Annotated in this window: 13 protein-coding genes; 11 read left to right on the top strand and 2 right to left on the bottom strand. The window is 43.5% G+C overall.

Annotated features, from left to right (window positions below):
- Positions 1-404: 404 nt before the first annotated feature.
- Entirely contained in the window at positions 405-2,048 is a 1,644-nt protein-coding gene (locus Q4Q46_RS12395) for a dipeptidase (RefSeq protein WP_311906080.1), read from the bottom strand.
- Positions 2,049-2,458: 410 nt separating this feature from the next.
- On the opposite strand from Q4Q46_RS12395, the gene Q4Q46_RS12390 reads away from it, so the two are divergent.
- The 3 genes from Q4Q46_RS12390 (at position 2,459) to Q4Q46_RS12380 (ending at position 6,383) form a co-directional block, all read left to right on the top strand.
- Positions 2,459-4,663, top strand: coding sequence for a M3 family metallopeptidase (locus tag Q4Q46_RS12390; protein WP_311906079.1), 2,205 nt, complete (start codon positions 2,459-2,461; stop codon positions 4,661-4,663).
- A 482-nt stretch (positions 4,664-5,145) separates the two neighbouring features.
- Entirely contained in the window at positions 5,146-5,622 is a 477-nt protein-coding gene (locus tag Q4Q46_RS12385) for a hypothetical protein (protein ID WP_311906078.1), read from the top strand.
- A gap of 311 nt (positions 5,623-5,933) precedes the next feature.
- On the top strand, positions 5,934-6,383 hold the full coding sequence (locus Q4Q46_RS12380) for an acetyltransferase (RefSeq protein ID WP_311906141.1): 450 nt from the start codon (positions 5,934-5,936) through the stop codon (positions 6,381-6,383).
- A gap of 143 nt (positions 6,384-6,526) precedes the next feature.
- Here Q4Q46_RS12380 and Q4Q46_RS12375 read toward each other — a convergent pair whose 3' ends face one another.
- On the bottom strand, positions 6,527-8,671 hold the full coding sequence (locus Q4Q46_RS12375) for a M3 family metallopeptidase (protein ID WP_311906077.1): 2,145 nt from the start codon (positions 8,669-8,671) through the stop codon (positions 6,527-6,529).
- A gap of 708 nt (positions 8,672-9,379) precedes the next feature.
- On the opposite strand from Q4Q46_RS12375, the gene Q4Q46_RS12370 reads away from it, so the two are divergent.
- From Q4Q46_RS12370 to Q4Q46_RS12335, 8 genes are all read left to right on the top strand, one after another.
- Positions 9,380-11,425, top strand: a complete 2,046-nt coding sequence (locus Q4Q46_RS12370; RefSeq protein WP_259508574.1) for a bifunctional 2',3'-cyclic-nucleotide 2'-phosphodiesterase/3'-nucleotidase — start codon at positions 9,380-9,382, stop codon at positions 11,423-11,425.
- A 207-nt stretch (positions 11,426-11,632) separates the two neighbouring features.
- Positions 11,633-12,391 carry a DUF2057 domain-containing protein gene (locus Q4Q46_RS12365; RefSeq protein WP_311906076.1) on the top strand — a complete coding sequence of 253 codons (759 nt, stop codon included), beginning with the start codon at positions 11,633-11,635 and terminating at the stop codon, positions 12,389-12,391.
- A 550-nt stretch (positions 12,392-12,941) separates the two neighbouring features.
- Positions 12,942-13,133 carry a hypothetical protein gene (locus tag Q4Q46_RS12360; protein WP_219235258.1) on the top strand — a complete coding sequence of 64 codons (192 nt, stop codon included), beginning with the start codon at positions 12,942-12,944 and terminating at the stop codon, positions 13,131-13,133.
- Positions 13,134-13,268: 135 nt separating this feature from the next.
- On the top strand, positions 13,269-14,513 hold the full coding sequence (locus tag Q4Q46_RS12355; RefSeq protein WP_311906075.1) for a lanthionine synthetase LanC family protein: 1,245 nt from the start codon (positions 13,269-13,271) through the stop codon (positions 14,511-14,513).
- Positions 14,514-14,552: 39 nt separating this feature from the next.
- Complete coding sequence (locus Q4Q46_RS12350; RefSeq protein ID WP_311906074.1) at positions 14,553-17,705, top strand: lantibiotic dehydratase; 3,153 nt, start codon at positions 14,553-14,555, stop codon at positions 17,703-17,705.
- On the top strand, positions 17,702-18,466 hold the full coding sequence (locus tag Q4Q46_RS12345; protein WP_311906073.1) for a beta-barrel domain-containing protein: 765 nt from the start codon (positions 17,702-17,704) through the stop codon (positions 18,464-18,466). Before Q4Q46_RS12350 ends, Q4Q46_RS12345 begins: the two co-directional genes overlap by 4 nt.
- Positions 18,466-20,583, top strand: coding sequence for a peptidase domain-containing ABC transporter (locus tag Q4Q46_RS12340; protein WP_311906072.1), 2,118 nt, complete (start codon positions 18,466-18,468; stop codon positions 20,581-20,583). The genes Q4Q46_RS12345 and Q4Q46_RS12340 overlap by 1 nt, the downstream gene beginning before the upstream one ends.
- A 254-nt stretch (positions 20,584-20,837) precedes the next feature.
- The coding region (locus tag Q4Q46_RS12335) for a helix-turn-helix domain-containing protein (protein WP_311906071.1) at positions 20,838-21,067 on the top strand (230 nt) is incomplete at its 3' end.

Here is a 21,067-nt window from a genome sequence, read left to right as displayed (position 1 = left end):
TCACTGGGAAAACAATGACAATTAATGCTGCGTAACTCAGTTGTCTTGCTTTGGGGCAATAGCTTTTTAGCTAAACGAACAGCGAAAGGGGCAGTGAGGATTAGCATTGTTGCAACAGTGACCGTTGGCGGCATGTTAAGTAAAGCCCTCAGGGATACTTCTTATTAAATAAAAAGATGGCGTGTCACAGGGGAAACAATGACAATTCATGCAGCACAACTGACGATATAACTCACTAGCTTTGAGCCTTTCTGCCTTTGAGTATTTAGAGTTGGAATGGCGGAAATCTAAGATTTAACCGCCATTGTTCTATTAACCCTTAATGCTTGGCTTAATACTTAATAGCAGACTTTATTGCTCCCCTACACTTTTATGCCATTCCACAATCACTTTAACAAAGAGCACTATTTCACCGCCGATAGTTCGATAAATGCTGCGGTGTACATTTGTAGGTTCAGCATAAATTGCTTATGGGTGATGAACTCTTTTTCGGTATGGCCAGTGTATTCCACGCCCGGCATGGCAGGGCCAAAACTTAACGCATTGGGGAATAATTTACTGTTGGTTGAGCCGCCGATTGCAACGGGCTTAGGGTCGACTATGCCAGTGAAGTGGGCAAACACGTCGAGCAGGGTTTGTTGCTGCGGCGCATCTTTCATCACCATAGGCTCACCCCAATAACTTTCGATATCAGCAAGCTGCACTTGGTGTTTATCCTGCCACAAAGCTAAGGCTTCACGGGCTTGCTGAGCGAGTAACTCTGGTGTTTTACCGACTGGACGACGCAAGTTAATGGTCACCTCTGTGCCTTTTTGCGTTTGCACCACCACAGTTGGGGCTAAGGTCAGCGGTCCCATAAAATCATCTTTATAAGCTAAGTCACCAAACTGCTCAGCATAAATCCCTAAACCCACCAGCTCGTTCATGGCGGCGACAGTTAAGGAGGCGCTAGTTTTCGGCCAAGGTTTATCATTCAATTCGGGACTTAACAATGCCGCCAAATGGGTCACAGCATTCACTCCATCTTCAGGAGTGGATGAATGGGCGGCTTTACCGTCGGCAAAGATATGCAAGTTGCACTGTTTATCGACGCAATGGTTTTCAAAACGATATTTCATCCCCTGCTGCGCGGCGGCTCTGGTCTGTAACTTTGTCAGTAATGCGGGTGAAACCGCCTCAATTTCCGCCTCGGCCTGCTGCGGTACTTGGCTGGCAAAATAGCCGCCAGAGAAAGCCGTTAACGTGGGAGTTTGGGTTGAAGCCTCTGCTTTAGCTTCTATATTGGAGATCGTAATATTGGGCACTGTAAAGGTAATCTTGCTCCAGCCTTTCTCGGCGGTGACCACGGGGTATTCGGCATCGATAGTAATGTTCATATCCGCTGGCGTGTAGCTGGCTAAAAAGGTTTTCAGTGGTTCCCAGTCGGACTCTTCAGCAAGATAAACCAAGAGTTCAATGCGTCTATCTCGCTTAATGTGTTTATCTTTAATCGCCTTCATCGCATACATGGCAGTGACAATGGCGCCCTTGTCGTCCTCTGTGCCGCGGCCAATCAGTTTGCCAGGTTCCGATTGAGTATCAAGCAGATAAGGGCTCTGCGCCCACAAGGCAGGATTAGCTGGTTGCACATCGCCGTGGGTGACTATGCCTAACTTTTTAGATTCATTGTTTACAGCCGAATTGGTATCTAAGCCAATCAACACCACATAGCCATGATCGGCATAATCTAACCCGAGCTCCTGACTGAGTTGTTTCAAACTCGACTTAAAGCCTACAAAGGCGGGATTGGTATCTGGCGTTTGCCCTTCAACCGCTTGGGTATTAAAACTCACCAACTGAGTCAAACTCTGCACCATAGCCGCATCGTATTTTGCGACCGCATAATCGGCGACCTTGAGTGCATTTTGGCTTAACTGGAGGACGTTTGTTTGAGCCGTTGTTGTTGCTGGCGCTGCAATACACTGCGGCATAACCCAGCTGGACGCAGTCAGTAATGCCAAGGATAACGCTCGGCGCACGCGAGCATGTTGAATACCAGATTGAGACATAGAAGATCCTATTATTGTTATTCGTGTTTTAGGACCGTACTGCAAGAGACGGTTGAAAATGGATTAAGCTGGTTTAGTGCAAGGTGTGGCTTACACCAATCATCTGCGATGTGTTTGCGGCTATTATCTTCGACTACAGCCTTGACCAATGATGTTGCCAAGAAAGCGCACCGAGACGCGATATCATCCGCAGCCAGTTTGCCATATTATTTTGCTTAAAAGCCTGAAACAAAACATTTGTTACAAACTAAACACAAAATCGATGGAACCCCTAGTCCGATACATGTTAAACAGTCACATTAAGATAAATTAATGGTTTTAGCCGCGCGTAGACTTCAATTTTTGCTGAAATCCATGGCCATCATCAAACAATCACCCATAACAATAATCGACCTAACGGGGAACAAATAATGAAGGGACTAACCCTTAAACCGCAAGCCCGCACGGCTAAGCTCACGCTAAGTGCCATCGCTTTAGCCTTAACTTTGGGCGCTTGTAGCACGCAACAACCCGAAGCCAGTGTTCAAGCCAACGCAGCACCCAATGCCGTGTCAGCGCAGATTATCAGTCAGAATGCGACCAATCCATTCTTCAAACCCTATGATACGTTTATGGAAATTCCGGCCTTTGATAACATCAAGCCAGAGCATTTCCTCCCAGCCTTTAAGGCGGGCGTAGCTCAGCAACACGAACAAATTCAAGCGATTGTTGATAATAAAGCCAAACCCACCTTCGCCAATACCATTGAAGCCATAGAGTTTTCTGGCGATCTAGTGACCCGCGTTTCTAACGTCTTCTTTAACCTGACAGGCGCCGATACTACGCCAGCATTGCAAGCACTCTCCAAAGAAGTGTCGCCTATGTTATCGTCCGCCGAAGACGATATATTGCTCAATGACAAACTGTTTCAAAAAGTCAAAGCCGTTCACGACGCGAAAGACAGCCTAAAACTCAGCACGGCCCAAGCCAAATTACTGGAAGATACCTATAAATCTTTCACCCGTGGCGGCGCTAACTTAAGCGAGCAAGATAAAACCAAACTGCGCGCATTGAACGAAGAAATCGGTAAACTCAATTTAGCCTTTGGTGACAATCTATTAGCCGAAACCAATGCCTTCGAATTAGTGGTTGATAGTAAAGCCGATCTCGCAGGCTTACCCGCTGATGTGGTTGCAACCGCCTTTGAAACCGCGAAAAAACGTGGCCATGAAGGCAAGTGGGTATTTACCACGTCTCGCCCTTCTATCACGCCGTTTTTAACCTATGCCGATAACCGCCAGTTACGTGAAAAACTCTATAAAGGCTATATCGAGCGCGGTAACAACAATAACGCCAACGATAACAAGATTATCCTCGCGAAGATTGCCGCCCTGCGTGCTGAACGTGCTCAACTGATGGGCTATAAAACCCATGCGGATTTCGTGTTAGAAGAACGCACAGCTAAAACGCCAGAAAACGTCTACGGCTTGCTCAACAAAGTATGGCCAGCGGCATTGGCCCAAGCCAAAACCGAAGTGGCTGATATGCAAGCCATGATTGACGCACAAGGTGGCAAATTTAAGCTGCAAGCGTGGGACTGGGATTACTATGCTGACAAAATTCGTGTCGCTAAGTACAGCTTTAACGAGCAACAAACCCGCCCGTATTTCTCTCTCGACAGTACACTAAAAGGTGTGTTCTACACGGCTAACCGTTTGTACGGTTTGACCTTTAAAGAACGTACCGACTTACCCAAATACAATGCCGAAGTCCGTACTTGGGAAGTTTACGATAAAGACGGCAAGCTGATGGCCATCTTTATGGGTGACTATTTCACCCGCGACAGCAAACGTGGCGGCGCTTGGATGAATTCATTCCGCAAACAATACAATATGAATGGCGTTGATTCTAAACCTATTATTGTTAACGTATTGAACTACCCTCGCCCAGCGGGCAATGAGCCAGCGCTGCTGACCTTCGATGAAGCCAGCACCCTATTCCACGAATTTGGCCACGCACTACACGGCATGTTATCGAACGTGGAATATCGCTCACAGGGTGGCACCGCCGTACCTCGCGATTACGTTGAGTTCCCATCGCAAGTGAATGAAAACTGGATGACTCAGCCCGAAGTGTTAGCCCAATTTGCCAAGCACTACAAAACCGGCGAAGTGATCCCGCAAGAGCTAGTGAAGAAAATCCAAGCGGCCAGTAAGTTCAACCAAGGCTTTGCCACCGTTGAATACATGGCGGCCACTAAGCTCGATTTAGATTGGCACACATTAACCGACACCACGCCAAAGGATGCGGCCAAGTTTGAAGCAGACTCGTTAGCGGCAATGGGACTGATTGAAGAAATCAGCCCACGCTATCGCAGCACTTACTTCTCGCATATTTTCGCGGGTGGTTATTCAGCAGGCTACTACAGCTACCTGTGGTCGGATATTTTAGGCGCGGATGCTTTCGAAGCCTTTAAAGAAAACGGCATTTTCGACAAGGCCACTGCGGACTCCTTCCGTAATAATATTCTGTCGAAAGGCGGCAGCGATGATCCTATGCTGATGTATAAAAACTTCCGCGGTAAAGAAGCCGGCATAGAGCCGCTACTGCGTAGCCGCGGATTACTGGCCGAGTAACATCACCAATCATCATTTGCCAAAGGCAAGATAAACAACGGGAGCTTCGGCTCCCGTTTTCTTATAATTTTATTCAGCAACTTCTACAATAACGTATTAATTGGCTCAATATTTTAGTACTGTGTTGCCGCATATAAGGATATTTTTAAAATTATCAATGGAAATGATTATGTCTAATGCCCTACTAAGCTCTCCATTTCAAGCAAATAAAGAAAAACTTCTCACACTGCGATGACAGAACGAACTCAATACCACTCGAATATTCAAAGCTCTGGATGCTTCCCCAAATACAATTGGTGCCGAAGTGGTTTTTATAGACCATGAATATTCCCTATGATTCCTTTATGCCACTAATATCCCATTCGATTAATATTACGAGAATGTAAAGATACAGTAAGTACCAGCTTTAGCCTTAGCAATAAGGCGCACCGGTGGAAAAATCAACAACCTAACAATAGTCAGCTATAAGGAATTCAGAGTCTATGTCAGATAATTTTTTTGAGAAACATGACTTATCTATCGGCGTGTTTGTCGTTGGTATTGCAGTCATCATGTTCCTTATGTTTGGTGCGGGTGCTATCGGCCCTTTACTTTTTCTTACGATTGAAACGCTATTCGGTAAATTAACAAACGAAGAGTATGGTATCCTTTTCGCATCAAGTATAGTGATCATGACCCTGAGTATTGTTATACCAAATGTATTAATTATACGAGGTAGACCTCGAGCAGTTAAAATCAATCAAATAAACGTCTATTTTCAACTCATTTGTTACTTACTGTTTTTATTAGTACTTGAACACCAAAAAACCTGGATTTTTCTCTGCTTTGTTATTTTCCCGTTATTAGCGAACTGGTTAATGTCGTCTGCTAAATATCTAACCTTCCTTGCCTTTTACGAAACTCTTCGCAAGGACCCAATTAGGTTTAGACAAAGCTTAGCAAACCGAATATTTAAGTAAGCACAGTAAATACAAGCTCTATTGTCTGATATTAGTTTAAGTATGTTTATCATTAGAAAATATTAACAACACGCCATAATATAACCCAAAAAAGATAATGGGTGACGATGAGAAATTAGGTGCCGATGTCAGATAAATTTTGAAAAACATAACTTTTCTATCATAATTGTCGACAAGGTTACTGCGGATCCCGTCCGTAATCATATCCTTTTTAAAGGCGGATTCGTAAATATTGGTACGTTTCCGCTTCACATTTTAACCCACTTTAATTCACCGCTTAGGCGACATTAAATCTTCAATAGAGTTATATGATGAATATTGAGATGGTAGAAAAAGCAGATCATCTTAGTCTGCTCGATATTTGGGAAGCATCGGTAAGAGCAACCCATGACTTTTTAGCAGAAGAAGATCTACAGCAATTGAAGCCGCTGATCCTCGAACAGTATTTTGATGCCGTTCACTTAAAGTGCGCTAAAAATGACAATGGAGAAATACTCGGATTCTGCGGGGTACATGATGGCAATATTGAAATGCTGTTCATCTCACCTGACGCGCGCGGAAAAGGTATTGGTTCCATGCTAGCGACACATGCCATTGAAGAACTGGGAGCCACAAAGGTGGATGTTAATGAGCAGAATGAGCAAGCATTAGGTTTTTACCAGCATATTGGTTTTTCAGTAACGGGTCGCTCACCCGTTGATGGACAGGGTAAACCTTATCCACTGTTGCATATGACGTTATATTCCATTGAAGGATTGTAGATGTATCCTGATTCAATCGATGAGAATAGGGTTAGAGAGTATCCGGCGGAAACAAAAATGATGAATAAATCCGCCCCGACATCAATAAAAAAGGCTTGCTAGGTTTCCCTAACAAGCCTTTGGGCCTTTTTACAACGAATCGATTAGTCGACTAAACCGCGGCGCTTTAACAGTGCATCTGTTGTCGGTTTTTTACCGGTAAAGTGAATGTAATCTTGCATGAGATCTTCACTGTTACCTTTAGATAAGACTTCCTTACGGAATTTGTCACCATTATCGGCTTTCAATCCACCATGCTCGCCCATATAGGCAAAGGCATCGGCGGCAAACACTTCGGTCCACAAATACGCGTAATATCCAGCTGAATAACCACCGGAGAAGGCATGGCTAAAGTAACTCGATTTATAACGCGGGGGAATTGGCGCAAAATCGAGGCCGTGTTTAGCTAACACTTGGTGCTCAAACTTCTCTACATCGCTAATTTGAGTATCGGCGCTGATAGAGTGCCATTCCATATCTAACAAAGCAGCTGACAGATACTCAACGGTATCAAAACCTTGGCCAAACTTATTTGAGGCTAAGATTTTATCAAGCAGTGCCTTAGGAATTGGCTCACCCGTCTTGTAGTGTTTGGCATAGTTAGCAATCACAGCAGGATCGATATTCCAATCTTCGTTAACCTGGGATGGGAACTCAACAAAGTCACGTGCGGTTGATGTGCCAGCCACGCTTGGGTATTTCACCTGCGAGAATAAACCGTGAACCGCATGACCCATTTCATGGAACATAGTGGTCACTTCATCGAATGTCATTAACGTTGGGCCATCGGCTGGCTTAGGAATATTCAGCGCGTTATAAACAACGGGCTTAGTGCCAAGCAGACCGCTTTGGGTGACGAACTCATCCATCCACGCGCCGCCGCCTTTGCCTTCACGGGCATAAGGGTCAAGGTAGAATAAGCCAATAGAGCTGTTGTCTTTATCAAAGACTTCAAAGGCTAAAACATCGGGATTCCACACGGGTAAATCGGTACGCGCTTTTAAGCTGATGCCATACAGTTTATGCATCGCGAAAAACAGCCCGTCTTGCAGCACAGTATTAAACTCGAAATAAGGCTTGATGCTGCTTTCGTCGAGATCGTATTTCTCTTTACGTACTTTGTCGGCGTAGTAAGCCCAATCCCAAGGTTGCAGTTCGAAATCACCGCCCGCCTTTTTGATTTCGGCTTGAATATCAGCTGCTTCCACTTTGGCACGAGCCAAGGCTTTTGGCGCTAAATCATCGAGGATTTCATACACAGCGGCAGGGGTTTTCGCCATTTGATCGGCAACCGCATAGGATGCCCAAGTATCGAATCCCAATAAGTTGGCTTTTTTAGCCCGAATTTGCGCCATTTTAACAATCAATGGGCCATTGGTTGCAACAGCTCTGTGCGCCGAGGTTTCCCACACTTTTTGGCGCAGTTCACGGCTGCTCAGGCTAGAAAGCACCGGCTGGCGAGTCGTGTTCACTAAGGTAATCAAATAGCCCTCTTTTCCAGCAGCTTTAGCGGCAGCGGCTAAGGTGGCGATTTCGCTGTCAGATAAACCAGCTAACTGGGCTTTATCAGTCACAACAATCACATCATCTTTAAATGATTTTAAGCTGTTTTGTGAAAAGTCCGTCGCTAAGGTTGCAAGCTCGGCGTTAAAGTCGCGCATTTTAGCTTTATCTTCAGCCGACAATTTCGCGCCAGCTCGAACAAACTGCTCATAGTAGTATTCAACTAGACGCTGATCTTCCGTATTTAAGCTGCTTTTTTGTTGATATACCGCTTCAACACGGGCAAATAACGTCGGATCGAGATAAATATTATCGCGATGGGCAGATAGCTTAGGTGCAAGATCTGCTTCGGTTTTCTGGAAATCATCATCAGAAATCAGACCGGCGAGATTAAAGAAGGTCCGCGACACCCGCGTTAATAATTCACCCGAGGTTTCCATCGCCAGAATGGTGTTGTCAAAACTGGCCGCTTGCTTGTTATTCACAATGGCAGCGATTTCAGCATCATGGGCTTTAATGCCTTGCTCGAAGGCAGGAGCATAATCTGCTGTATGGATAAGGTTAAATTGTGGCGCTTGATCCTGCAGTGGACTCTTGCCCAGCAACACATTGGTTGCTTGTGCTTTAGCAGCAGTTTGAGTCGCTACGGCATTTTTGGCTTCATTGGCACTGGCGGCTGGCTTGTCTGAACAAGCGCCAAGTAACAAAGCCGCGGCCACGGCTGTGGTTATAACGGACTTACGCATATTAACTCCCTTGGATGTTGCTGCCCTTTCGTTTGTATTTTTAAGGTGAAAGGTGCGCGCTAACGGATTTTGGCTTTCAGTTTAAAACAGTCTGAGTCAACGAACGCTTGTTGCTACGGTCGTCAATTTCGATGAACTACCTTAACAAGTTACGCGCATTTCAGCCAAGTTTTACCCCGCCACTGCGGCGCTAATTTGTATCACTTTATGTGTATTTAGAGTCTATATGTGCCTATGCCAACGCTAAGCTACACCTAAGGCGCTGCAATCAGTGTTAAGCGCTTGCAAGCAGAAATGATGAGGATTAGCTAAAATTCAATGTAAAAATAATTATTTAAAACAATCCAATTGGATTTTTTAAGCCAAATATTCTCAACATAGAAAGCAGCATAAGCAAATAAAACACCGTTTCTATAACAAATATTAATTCTTCTTAATAAACTTTTTGCTGTGCTTATTTAAACCTCAATGTAACAAATACACAGGCCAAATGGCTCATTATTTAGGCAGACGCACTCTGAGTCACAATTTGAAACAGCTTTTCTCCGATTAATGTCACATTCAGATCATCAAATGTCTTTATAATTCCCGCTCGTTAACTTAGCGACAAATTAACATAACAGTTAAATGACGCTGAATTAACGGGATGATGGGCATGCTCTTGACGGAACATGCGTTGGGGTCAAATAAATATAAATAGAGATAACTATGTTAAATAAGAAAATACTCGCAGTGATGATCACTGCCGCCCTTGGTGTCAGCGCCTGTAATTCTGATGACGACAAAGTCGTTCAAGCCGATTTACGGGTACTCGAAACCACAGATCTGCACACAAATATCATGGATTTCAACTACTACAGTGGTAAAGACGATCCGACTATCGGTCTTGCCCGTACTGCAAGCTTGATCCACGCTGCACGCAACGAAGCCAAGAATAGCGTCCTCGTTGATAACGGCGATCTACTGCAAGGCAGCCCTATGGGCGATTATATGGCCAAAGTTGGCCTGCAAATGGGCGATGTTCACCCTGCTTATAAAGCCATGAACCTATTAGATTATGAAGTCGGCAATATCGGTAATCATGAATTTAACTATGGTTTAGATTTCTTAAATAAATCCATTAGTGGTGCAGATTTCCCTTATATCAACTCAAACGTTTATTGCGCCGACGATAATGGTTGCTGGAAAGAAGTTAAAAAAGGTGAGCATTTATTCACCCCTTATATCATCAAACAAAAAATTATTATCGACAGCGAAGGCAATAATCAAACCATTAACATTGGTTATATTGGTTTTGTGCCACCGCAAATTCTATTGTGGGATAAACAAAATCTGACGGGAAAAGTGACGGTTGAAGATATCGTTACCACCGCGAAAAAATATGTCCCAGAAATGAAAGCCAAAGGGGCCGATATCATTATCGCCATTCCACACTCTGGCATTGGTTCGACGGAAAATCCTGGCGATCCTATGGCTGAAAACGCCACCTACGCTTTGACTTATGTTGACGGTATCGATGCGATTCTATTCGGTCACAGCCACTCTATCTTCCCAGATGCTAAGTATGCTGACTTGCCCAATACCGATGTCACTAAAGGCCTACTGAACGGCGTCCCCGCAGTGATGCCAGGTCGTTGGGGTGATAACTTAGGGGTGGTTGACTTTAAACTTGAGCGTAGAGATGACAAGTGGCATGTCCTTAGTGCCAAAACGCAAGCTCGCCCTATCTATGATGGCGCAAATAAAGCCCCATTAGTTGAAGCGGATGCTGCTATTCACGATGCTGTCGCAGCCGAGCACCAAGGTACCCTCGCCTTTGTGGATGAACCTATCGGTGTCGCCGCGGCGGACATGTATAGCTTCCTTACCTTAGTGCAGGACGACCCAACGGTACAAATCGTTTCCGATGCGCAAATCGCTAACGTGAAAGCGAAATTACCTGCAGCATTAAAAGGGCTGCCAGTACTTTCAGCTTCTGCACCTTTTAAAGCAGGCGGTCGCCACGGTACAACCAGCGACGCAGATCAATTTGTGCAAGTCGATAAAGGTCCACTGACCTTCAAAAACGCCGCCGATCTGTACCTGTATCCCAATACTATGGTGGCAGTCAAAGCAACGGGCGCCGAATTGAAAGATTGGCTTGAGTGCTCAGCCAACCAGTTCAATCAAATCGACCCAGCAAAAACCACCCCACAAGAGTTAATCAACTGGGATGGCCATCCAACCTATAACTTCGACGTACTCGATGGCTTAACTTACAAAATTGATGTCACTCAACCGAACAAGTTTGACCGCGATTGCGCCGTCGTTAATGCCAACGCAAACCGTATCGTTGATTTAAGCTATAAAGACGAAAACGGTAAAGTCATCACAGGTGAAGAATTTGCCGCGAAAGAGTTTATCGTCGCCTCAAATAACTATCGCGCCTTTGGTGGTAAGTTTGCCGGTACGGGTAGCGACCATGTCGTGCTTGAACTGCCCGATACCAACCGTGAAGCGTTAGCGGCTTATATCACAGCGCAATCTCAATACAACGAAACCACGGGTAAGTACGAAGGTATGGTCAATCCAAGTGCCGATTACAACTGGGATTTCAAAACCATCACTACTAACGTCACATTAGACGTTCGCTTCGAAACCCAAGACAGTGACAAAGCCGCTGCCTTTATCGAAGCCAATAAACAACGTGAAATGAAGAAGATCAGCAAGGATGAACTGGGTTTCGCCGTTTATAGCATCAACCTAACCAAATAAGCGTTCAATCCCGCAATATCATGCTCAAAAAGGCTCCTCGTGAGCCTTTTTTATTCCCTACAGATTAAATTAACGCTAATCTGCGCGCTATAAACGGCGTGTCGCCATTTAGTTCATCTTGCTCCACACTAAAGGTTAAACCTGCTTTGTGTCGTCAGAAATCTACCTTATTATTTAGCGGCGTCCTCGCAACAACAGAGAAAGCTTATGAAATATCAATCAATCTTATGTGCCACCGCGTTAATGCTGGTTGCAGTGCAGCCTGCAACGGCCGATGTTAATCTCAATCTGCCTAAAAATGCTGAAGTATTAACGGTCAATGGCAAGCCAGCCGTAAAGAGTGGCAACCTCGTTTTAGCCGATGGTATCAATCAGATAGCCTTTCGCTATGCCGCGCAATACAGGCAGCAAGCTGACTCAGTGCATTATCTATCCGACGTGCTCATCGTCCGTTTTGATGCGTCAGCACAAACACTTACCCTGACACTTCCCGCCATCAACTCAGCCAGAGATGCCAAGAAATTTGATGAGTCACCCAAGCTGACACTATCAAATGCTCAAGATGAAGCCGTGAGTTTTACCAGCGATAAATTGATTAAGAATGGGATCCAACTGGGACGGGATTTCGAACACGAGATACTGCAGTACAACCTTAGCAATCTTCCGGCTTCATTCAATCTCACTATGAATACCGCGACAACACAAGCAAACGACGTCATTGCACCAGTATTGGCAAGCCAGCCACAAATACGCCAAACAGCAGCAGTCACATCCACGAATTTGATAGCACCAGCAGTAGTGTCGTCAGCAGCCGCAACAGTCAATGACAAGAGCAAACCAACCACTTCTGTGTCTTCTACAACCACACCTAGCCAAGCTGAAATCAGTCAAATGCTGGACTACTGGTACAAACAGGCCAACGACAGTACCAAAGCCAGCTTCAAAGCCAAAATCAATAAAGAATAACCCATAGAACACGCCCGCGTTGTAGAGGATATTTGTCCTCTAACCACAACTATCTATTTCAGACCGCCAGCTGAGTATCACTATAAACTGGCGGTATATTACAGTTCATAAAATGAGAACTGAGTAAAATCGAATAGTCTATAGTCTTCTGTCCTCCCTCCAACATAATTATCTATTCGCAATGCGTTATCTTAATAGTTAAATATTATTATAAATCAAATGCTTTACAAAAAAATAAAGAATATTTAGCTCCAAATTTAACAGTCTGAATTATGATTTACGCTATATATTTGGGCTAAATCCAAAAAAATGTAACAAAAAATGTCATAAAGGCATTATTTAGCAAGAGTCATTATCAGCTTCAAAGCCTCACTAAGCATGAAAAGATCAATGCTCTAATCCTATTCCATAAAAAACATTCAACCTTTAGACTTATTCAACCTTCAACCTGCTCATTCTTTATACTGATTTAAACTCTCCCCATCAAATGTTAGAAATAAGTTGCCTAAATGATAGGGCGAAAAATTACTAATCAAGTAAAAGGAATAACATGATGGAACTTAAATTAAAAAAAGCTGAGTTAGTGAATCTGTCCCATGATAAAAAAGTATTACCTAGCGAATTAACACCACAAGTTGCTGGTGGTGTGATAACTCGTGCTTGCGGAGAGTTGACTGCAAATGCATACACCTGCCCTTCTGATCGTACAGGTAGCACTCAGCGCTGCTGTCAAATCCCTTAATACGGGGTTCAAGTAACCAAATAGGTTGTGACGTCACAATATAACACAGCATTTATTATCGGTAGATGTGTAAAGGGCATATCCACTATGCCCTTTTGACTTTCTAAATGAGCCAGTATGTAGAAGCTGTACTTCATGGAAATAAAGGAAGGTGGTTCAGTGCAATTTAATCAACCCCAACAATCTAGCCTTGCTAAACAGGCATTGAACGATATCGCTTCGCTATTAGCGAAAGATGCCAAGCAATCGTTAGAGCAGCAAGGGGTTGGTTTGTTAACTGGCTTGGCTGGGCAACAATTATTTTTCTGGCAATTACATAAACAGTTTCCTGAACTAGCAAGCCAACATGAATTTTCAGCACGAATGACGTTAATAGAAGAGCAGATACCGTTTCTGCATTCACAGTTAGCGTTTGGCTATGGACTGACTGGTGTCGCTTGGCTATATGAATGTTTTTTGCATGAAGGGAATTACCAAGCGGAGTTTAACCACAATACTGATGTGCTCTTACTGCAACACTTACAACAGAGCGACTGGACTGGAGAATTAGAATTTATTCGCGGACTAAGTGGTTTTGCAGTCTATATAGCGCGGCGTCAAACTGCGGAATTAGGCTTACCTTTGGCCCAAGCGTTATTGACGCGACTGGAACAGCAATGGCATCAATTTGCCGATGGTACTGGTGCCTGGGAAGTGGCGACAAACTCTTTCTTTAGATTTAATCAGGCAACAGATGACTCTGAGTTTAATTTAGGATTAGCTCACGGTGTCCCTTCAATCATTGCCTCCCTATTACCATTATTAGCGCATCAGCAACTGCATAGCCAAATTAAGACGTTGTTGCAAGCCAGTTGTCAGTGGTTAATTCAGCAGCAACAGGCATCCGAGAAATTTGGTAGTTGCTTTGCGTACATAACTGATCAACCGTGCCAGTCACGACTCGGTTGGTGTTATGGAGATGCCACCATAGCCTTAACATTAATGCGAGTGGGCAATGCAATAGACAGTGATAACTTTACCGCCGCAGGTAGGAACATCGCCTTAAAAGCTGCTCAGCGTAGGTTAACAAGTAGCCAAGTTCAGGATGCAGGTATCTGTCATGGTAGTGCAGGTTTGGCTTTAATCTTTCAAGTCATAACGCGCTATTACACCGAATCTTCTCTTTCACAGGCTGCACAATATTGGTTTGAACATACGTTAGCACTATATCAAACATCAGGACTCGACGGTTTTAATGCCGTACGCGAACAAGATAACTCAACGTGCCGCCTACCAGACCATGGCTTACTCGGCGGCTACGCCGGTATAGGTTTAGTGCTATTGATGGCCTTTGACGTAGAAACTAATTGGCTAGATGCGCTTTTATTAACCAATAGTTAATTTCGATGTATTGGCTATTTTTATAACAAGGGATTGTTTATGAGTTTAGAGGTTTTGCAAGCCGCGGATTTTTTTGTTATCCGGGCACCTAGATCAAGTTTGTCTCAACTACGAAAAATACCAACAGAGCCTACGGCCTTAGTCGATTTTCTCGCCAGTTGGTTAGCAAACCCAGCAGTACAAGAAGCCTTATATCTTGCTAGCCCTTCACTGATGGAACGATTGCCTAATTGGCAACAGCAGCCAAACAGTAAAGCGGCAATTAAAATAACTAACTCCTTGTTGAAATATTTTATTCGGTTTAGCTCTAGAGCTACTCCATTTGGGTTATTTGCAGGTGTAGCCTTGGGGCAAGTAGCAAATGAAACGCACTTACAGTGTAATACCATGCTGCGAGATAAGCGCCATACCCGCTTTGACATAGCCTATTTAGCTGCGATTCGTGCCCAATTTAGTGAACCAAATGAGGCAGAGAAGTGGCCGTTATTGTGCTATCAAGCTAATCCGACGTTGCAACAACAGGCTGATGGTCTGCATTACATTGAACCGTATTTTTCAGATACTGAGCAAAAATATCGTTTAAGTACCTTGGTATTAGATGAATATTTGCTTGCTATGCTGCAACTGACGAAGAAGGGAGGGAACTTTGCTTCGTTACAAGATGGATTTCAACAACTCTATCCTACGGCGAATGCTGCGAGCATACAGGATTATATTAAGCAGTTACTTGCAGCGGGAGTGTTGCAAGTCAAATTACCACTAGCGTTAACTTCTGGATCTCCAGATCAGACTTTTATTACAGCGTTACAAAGTATGGGCGCCACAGACAGTGCTGATATATTGCAACGAGCTCTAACTCAGTTAAACAGCATGGATAAACAACCTGTTAACTCGCTTAAGCGATATCAAGAAATTTACCGTGGCTTGCAAACACTGCCGTATCCTGTAAGCGAGAATCGCCTATTACAGACTGATATTTTGCGCTCATTTTCACAGTGCCAATTAGCACAAGCGGAAGTCTCCACCCTGATGCCTGCATTATTAGCATTATTAGCGATGCGAAAACCTTATAAAACGCCACTTAATGACTTTAGCCAAAAATTTGAAGCAAGATTTAGTAGCCAGTATGTGCCATTGTTGACCTTATTAGATGACGAAGTTGGTATTTCATTCTCCAGCGATATTGGCTACCACACTTCTTTGTTAGCGGGGTTAAATATCACCAATCGTTCCCCCTCTTCACAAGATATTATCGAACCATTACAACAGACGATTATCGCAGCTCTAAGCCATGTATCCCCAAGCGAAACTGTGCTGAAATTAACAAGTGACTCGTTATTGTCTAAGCATGAAAGTGCGACATTAATGGCTAAGTTACCCGCTTCCTTCGCTATTAATTTGTCAGCGTATCAACAAGAGGATGGCCGAGTTGTTTACTATTATCATGGTTGCTATGGTCCCTCTGCAGCGAATTTACTCGGACGTTTCTGTCATTTATCAACCGATATGCTGCAACAGGTCAAACAACATTTATCTCAAGAAGAAGCACATTCTCCAGAAGTCATTTTTGCAGAAGTACTACATATGCCCGAGGGGCGTCCAGGCAATGTCATCGCTAGACCGACATTAAGAGCATATGAGATTGTTTTTCTTGCTGACAGTCACTTAGCAAACGAGTGGCAAATCCCAATCAGCGATCTATTGGTCTATCAAGAAAATAACGTGTTATGTTTATGGTCACAGCGACTACAAAAAAGAATAATTCCCCGTTTATCCTCTGCCCATAACTTCAGTGATCGTAGTTTAGGAATTTATCGGTTTTTATGCTCACTTCAACATCAAAACTTACAAATGCCTCACTTCTCCTTACCTGATAGCCTGTATAAAGCAAAACGAGTTCCAAGGATCATGTTAGATAATCTGGTCCTGCAAGAGGCCCACTGCAATATTCCAGTCGCACAATTGAAACGCTTATGGCAAGAAGGCCAGTTCGTTAAATCCCATTGGCTGCAACTGCAGCAAGAATACGGTTTAGAGCGTTATATGAGCTATGCCATAGCCGACCATGTGTTACTGATCGATCTGCAAAATAATATGATGTTCCAAATGTTGTTGGCAGAGGTAAATCATAAAAGCCACATTAGGTTGAATGAAGTGCTCGCGATGAAATACCAACCTTTGCTGCAAGGGCCAGATGGCCCTTATCAACATGAAATAATTGTACCGCTGTCAAATAGTGCAGCAATCCCATACTTAGCACCACTCATAGCACCATTGACGAGCTCAATCAATGACAACTGTAGGCAGTTCGCGCCTGGCTCAGAATGGCTCAGTGTCAAATTGTATGCCGGACAAAGTAGTGTGGAGCAACTGTTACTAAAGCAATTGGCACCATGGCTAACGCAGATGCAGCAAGATGGTGTGCTCAAGCATTGGTTCTTTATACGCTATGGCGATCCTGATTGGCATCTACGGCTACGATGTTTTGGCGAGCCGGAACGATTATATGGGGAGTTACTACCCGCACTAAATCGTTTATTAGCGCCATCTCTAGCCAGTGCAGGCTTACATCGCATTGAGTTGTTCACTTACATGCAGGAGACAGAACGTTACGGGGGCGAGCATATGATGCCTTTGGCTGAGCACTTTTTCTGTTTGGACAGCCAGTTTGTGTTGCAGGCAATATTATTCAGTCAACAAGATGACAGCTTGAGGTGGCGCTTAGCCATTTTAGCGATAGATTTAATTTTAACTCAATTCGATTATTTACCCGCCGAGAAATTTAAACTGATCGATAATTTGCGGACAGGATTTGCACAAGAATTTAAAGAAGGCTTAGAGTTACGCCAGCAAATGGGCGATAAATATCGATACTATCAGTCACAATTACAACAAGATCGCCAATTATTAGATTGGCATAACCAAGCTATTGAGCCATTCAAACAACAAATTCAGCAGAGTTTACAGCAGTTTTCATCTTCGATTACACCATGTTGTCAGGCAATGTTGGCATTATTTGAGTCCCAACAAGCGAAAGGTAGTCGCGATAGTTTACTAGGCTCATTATTACATATGTTTACTAACCGTTTATTCAAGGCTTATGGTCGAGAGCAAGAGTTTGTCGTTTATGACATGTTACGCCGTATCTATCTAAGCCAGCGCGCACAACCAGTACGAGGTTTATCGCAATGAGCGATTTATTTCGAAAAGAAGTTATCGTGCAGCAACAGCAAAGATTGCGAGGGGAAGTAAGTTTAACTCAGCCAGTTAGTTTTATTGGCTTCACAGTATTAATTAGCGCACTTGTTTTATGTGCCTTGCTTTTTTTGTATTTTAGCGAGTATCAACGCAAAGAACATGTGCAAGGTTCCATCGAGCCAGCCATGATGAGGATTCGTTTATCCACTCCTAAATCAACCAATGCAGAGCATCTTTTAGTACAAGTTGGCGAGCAAGTACAGCAGAATCAGCCTTTAGTACAGCAATTGCACAGCCCAAGTACGATGGAAAAATCATTTACACTGAAAGCTCCTTTTGCAGGAACGGTTACCGAAATTTTATGGCCGTCGGGTGAGGATATCGGCCCATCAAAACCCTCAATATCGTTATTACCCCAACCTGAAACCTTATTCGCAATTGTATATGTGCCCTCAAGAGTTATAGGACAACTCACATTGGGACAAGTGCTACAAATGCGCATAGAGGCATTTCCCTATCAACATTTTGGTGCGCAAACAGCCACTCTAGTTGAGATAGGAAGTCAGCCTATAACCATAAATGAATCGCAAACCTTATCGGAGCCGAGTTATAGAGTCATTTTAGCATTGACGGAAAACGCAAAAAAATTGCCACTAAGAGCAGGAATGGAATTAGAAGTTGATATTAGTTCCCCGCCACGCAGACTATTGTCGTGGTTGTTTACACCGAATGTTGATGATAAGGGTCAAACCTAATGGCAACACTGCAAGAGAAGTTTAAAACTTGGTCTGGCCGCCGTTTACCCATGATAGTTCAGACTGAGGCGGCAGAATGCGGCTTAGCCTGTGTAGCTATGGTAGCAAGTTTGCATGGCTATCAAACTGATTTAAATAGCTTAAGACAACGTTTCTCGCTATCGCTAGAAGGCTGTACCTTACTGGATCTGATGCATATTGCAGAGCAGTTGCAACTCAGTAGCCGCCCATTGAAAATTGAATTAGAAGAATTATCCGACTTAGCTACGCCATGTATCTTGCACTGGGATCTCAATCACTTTGTGGTACTAAAGTCAGTAAACGCTCAACACTGTATTATTCATGACCCAGCTTTAGGAGTGCGGCGAATATCCCTAACAGAGGTGTCAAAATCATTTACTGGTATCGCTTTAGAATTGACACCGACTGCTACATTTACTGCAGAGCAAGCTAAACAATCGCTAACATTCTCATCCTTTTTCTCTAAGATCACTGGTTTAAAGCAATCGTTAGGGCTGTTATTAAGTTTGTCCGTTTTTTTACAGCTGTTTATTTTAGCCTCACCTTATTACATTCAACTCGTAGTAGACGCCGTTATTATCAGTAATGATGGTCAGTTGCTATTAGTGTTGGCATTAGGCTTTGCCTTGTTACTATTATTTGATGTTGCCACCAATGCCTTACGCAGCTTAGTACTACTAAATTTCAGCAGCCAACTTAGTGTTCAACTAGCCAGTAACCTCTTCCATCACTTAGTGCGGTTACCATTGGCCTATTTTGAAAAACGTCATATGGGGGATCTGGTATCACGATTTGGTTCTTTAAGGCAATTACGAGAACTGCTGACTACCGGCATTATTGAAGCCATTATTGATGGTTTTATGGCGCTAGGTGTTCTATGCATGATCTTCTTTTACAGCCCGTTATTGTCCCTCGTCGTGCTAGTGGCAGTGCTAGCATATTGCGCCTTAAGATTAGCGTTATATCAGTCCTTACGCTTAGCCTCAGAGCAACAAATTCTAGCCTTAGCAGGTGAGCAATCTAACTTTATGGAGACGATCCGAGCAATTCAAACGGTTAAGTTATTCGGTTTTGAAAGTCAGCGAGAAGCGATTTGGCAAAATCACTATGTCAAAGCAACGAACAGGACCATTACGCTCGGAAAATATGAGATCTCGTATCAAGTAATGAACAAATTATTATTTGGTACAGAAAATATTGTGGTTATCTATCTCGCTGCAGAATTAGTCATGGCGGGTAGTTTTACCACAGGAATGTTATTTGCATTTATTGCCTATAAAGCCCAATTTATGGAACGCATGAGCAAGTTGATCGAAAAGTTGATTGAATATCGCATGCTGAGTTTACATTTTGAACGGATTGCTGATATTGCCCTAACAGCCAAAGAGCAAACTTATCCCCCACAACCAATGCTGCATAAAGTGGCCGGAAATATCTGTCTACAACAGGTCAGTTTTAGTTATAGCTCCGTCGCCGAGCCAGTGTTATACAATCTAGCATTACAAATAAACGCCGGTGAGTCGGTTGCAATTATAGGTCCATCCGGTTGTGGTAAGAGTACCTTAATGAAACTGTTATTAGGGCTATTAACACCATCCGAAGGTGAGATTTTAATCGATGACATACCGTTGGTGAAATTAGGATTAGCTCAATATCGCCAGCAAGTCGCAGCTGTAATGCAAGAAGACCGATTACTTGGTGGGACAATAGAAGATAATATTACTTTTTTTTCGGAAAAAATTGACGTCGAAAAGCTCACTCGTTGTGCACAAATGGCAGCAATACACCAAGATATTTGTCAAATGCCAATGGGCTATAAAAGTTTAATAGGCGATATGGGCTCAGCACTATCCAGTGGGCAAAAACAACGGTTAATTTTGGCAAGAGCGCTGTATCGGGAACCGAAGATTTTATTTATGGATGAAGCAACAAGTCACTTAGACATAGTCACTGAGTCTGTTGTTAATCAAGCGATGAAAAATTTAAATATCACCCGAGTGGTAATCGCACATCGGCCCGAAACCATTAAAGCTGCAGATAGAGTCATCGATTTAACACAACTTCTACAGCGACCAGCAATTAACAAAGTAAGTTAAATAAAATCAAAATATTGCACCGATGAAATGAATTGTTTACGCCCTCTATCGACTTAAGCGTGTCAGAAGGCTACTTTTATAGTCACACCCGTGATTCAGAAAATAACTTGGTCAATTCGATAGTTGAGTGACTTATGACATAACTGACAGGAATAGACCAAACCCAAGATAAGCAAGCACCTAAAAGCTTGTTATACCATTCCGCATTGAAGTCTGATCTAATAGCAAGCAACCCAACAGCTTGAAATTGGATTATGAAACCTGAAACTGCTGAAAGTCTGCTTAGCCTCTCCAAAAGAGAAAAAAATCCGCATAAGCGCATGCGATTGCTCGCTGTATCGCTATTTTTGCAATGCCATAACCGCACTCTGGTGGCAAGCCAGTTGAAGGTGGCCAGATCTAGCGTCAACTTATGGGTCTCCAGCTATCTTGGGCAAGGACTGGCTGGACTTGAAGATAAACCACGCCTAGGGAAGAAGCCGTC

This window comes from Shewanella vaxholmensis, assembly GCF_031932135.1.
Classification (GTDB): domain Bacteria; phylum Pseudomonadota; class Gammaproteobacteria; order Enterobacterales; family Shewanellaceae; genus Shewanella; species Shewanella hafniensis.
The sequence above is the reverse complement of the archived record's forward strand: the minus strand, read 5'-3'. Positions and strand labels throughout refer to the sequence as shown.

Excerpts from the sequence above, each read along its gene's own strand:
- Q4Q46_RS12395 (WP_311906080.1), bottom strand. The coding sequence starts at position 2,048 with ATGTCTCAATCTGGTATTCAACATGCTCGCGTGCGCCGAGCGTTATCC.
- Q4Q46_RS12390 (WP_311906079.1), top strand. The coding sequence starts at position 2,459 with ATGAAGGGACTAACCCTTAAACCGCAAGCCCGCACGGCTAAGCTCACG.
- Q4Q46_RS12385 (WP_311906078.1), top strand. The coding sequence starts at position 5,146 with ATGTCAGATAATTTTTTTGAGAAACATGACTTATCTATCGGCGTGTTT.
- Q4Q46_RS12380 (WP_311906141.1), top strand. The coding sequence starts at position 5,934 with ATGAATATTGAGATGGTAGAAAAAGCAGATCATCTTAGTCTGCTCGAT.
- Q4Q46_RS12375 (WP_311906077.1), bottom strand. The coding sequence starts at position 8,671 with ATGCGTAAGTCCGTTATAACCACAGCCGTGGCCGCGGCTTTGTTACTT.
- Q4Q46_RS12370 (WP_259508574.1), top strand. The coding sequence starts at position 9,380 with ATGTTAAATAAGAAAATACTCGCAGTGATGATCACTGCCGCCCTTGGT.
- Q4Q46_RS12365 (WP_311906076.1), top strand. The coding sequence starts at position 11,633 with ATGAAATATCAATCAATCTTATGTGCCACCGCGTTAATGCTGGTTGCA.
- Q4Q46_RS12360 (WP_219235258.1), top strand. The coding sequence starts at position 12,942 with ATGATGGAACTTAAATTAAAAAAAGCTGAGTTAGTGAATCTGTCCCAT.
- Q4Q46_RS12355 (WP_311906075.1), top strand. The coding sequence starts at position 13,269 with ATGGAAATAAAGGAAGGTGGTTCAGTGCAATTTAATCAACCCCAACAA.
- Q4Q46_RS12350 (WP_311906074.1), top strand. The coding sequence starts at position 14,553 with ATGAGTTTAGAGGTTTTGCAAGCCGCGGATTTTTTTGTTATCCGGGCA.
- Q4Q46_RS12345 (WP_311906073.1), top strand. The coding sequence starts at position 17,702 with ATGAGCGATTTATTTCGAAAAGAAGTTATCGTGCAGCAACAGCAAAGA.
- Q4Q46_RS12340 (WP_311906072.1), top strand. The coding sequence starts at position 18,466 with ATGGCAACACTGCAAGAGAAGTTTAAAACTTGGTCTGGCCGCCGTTTA.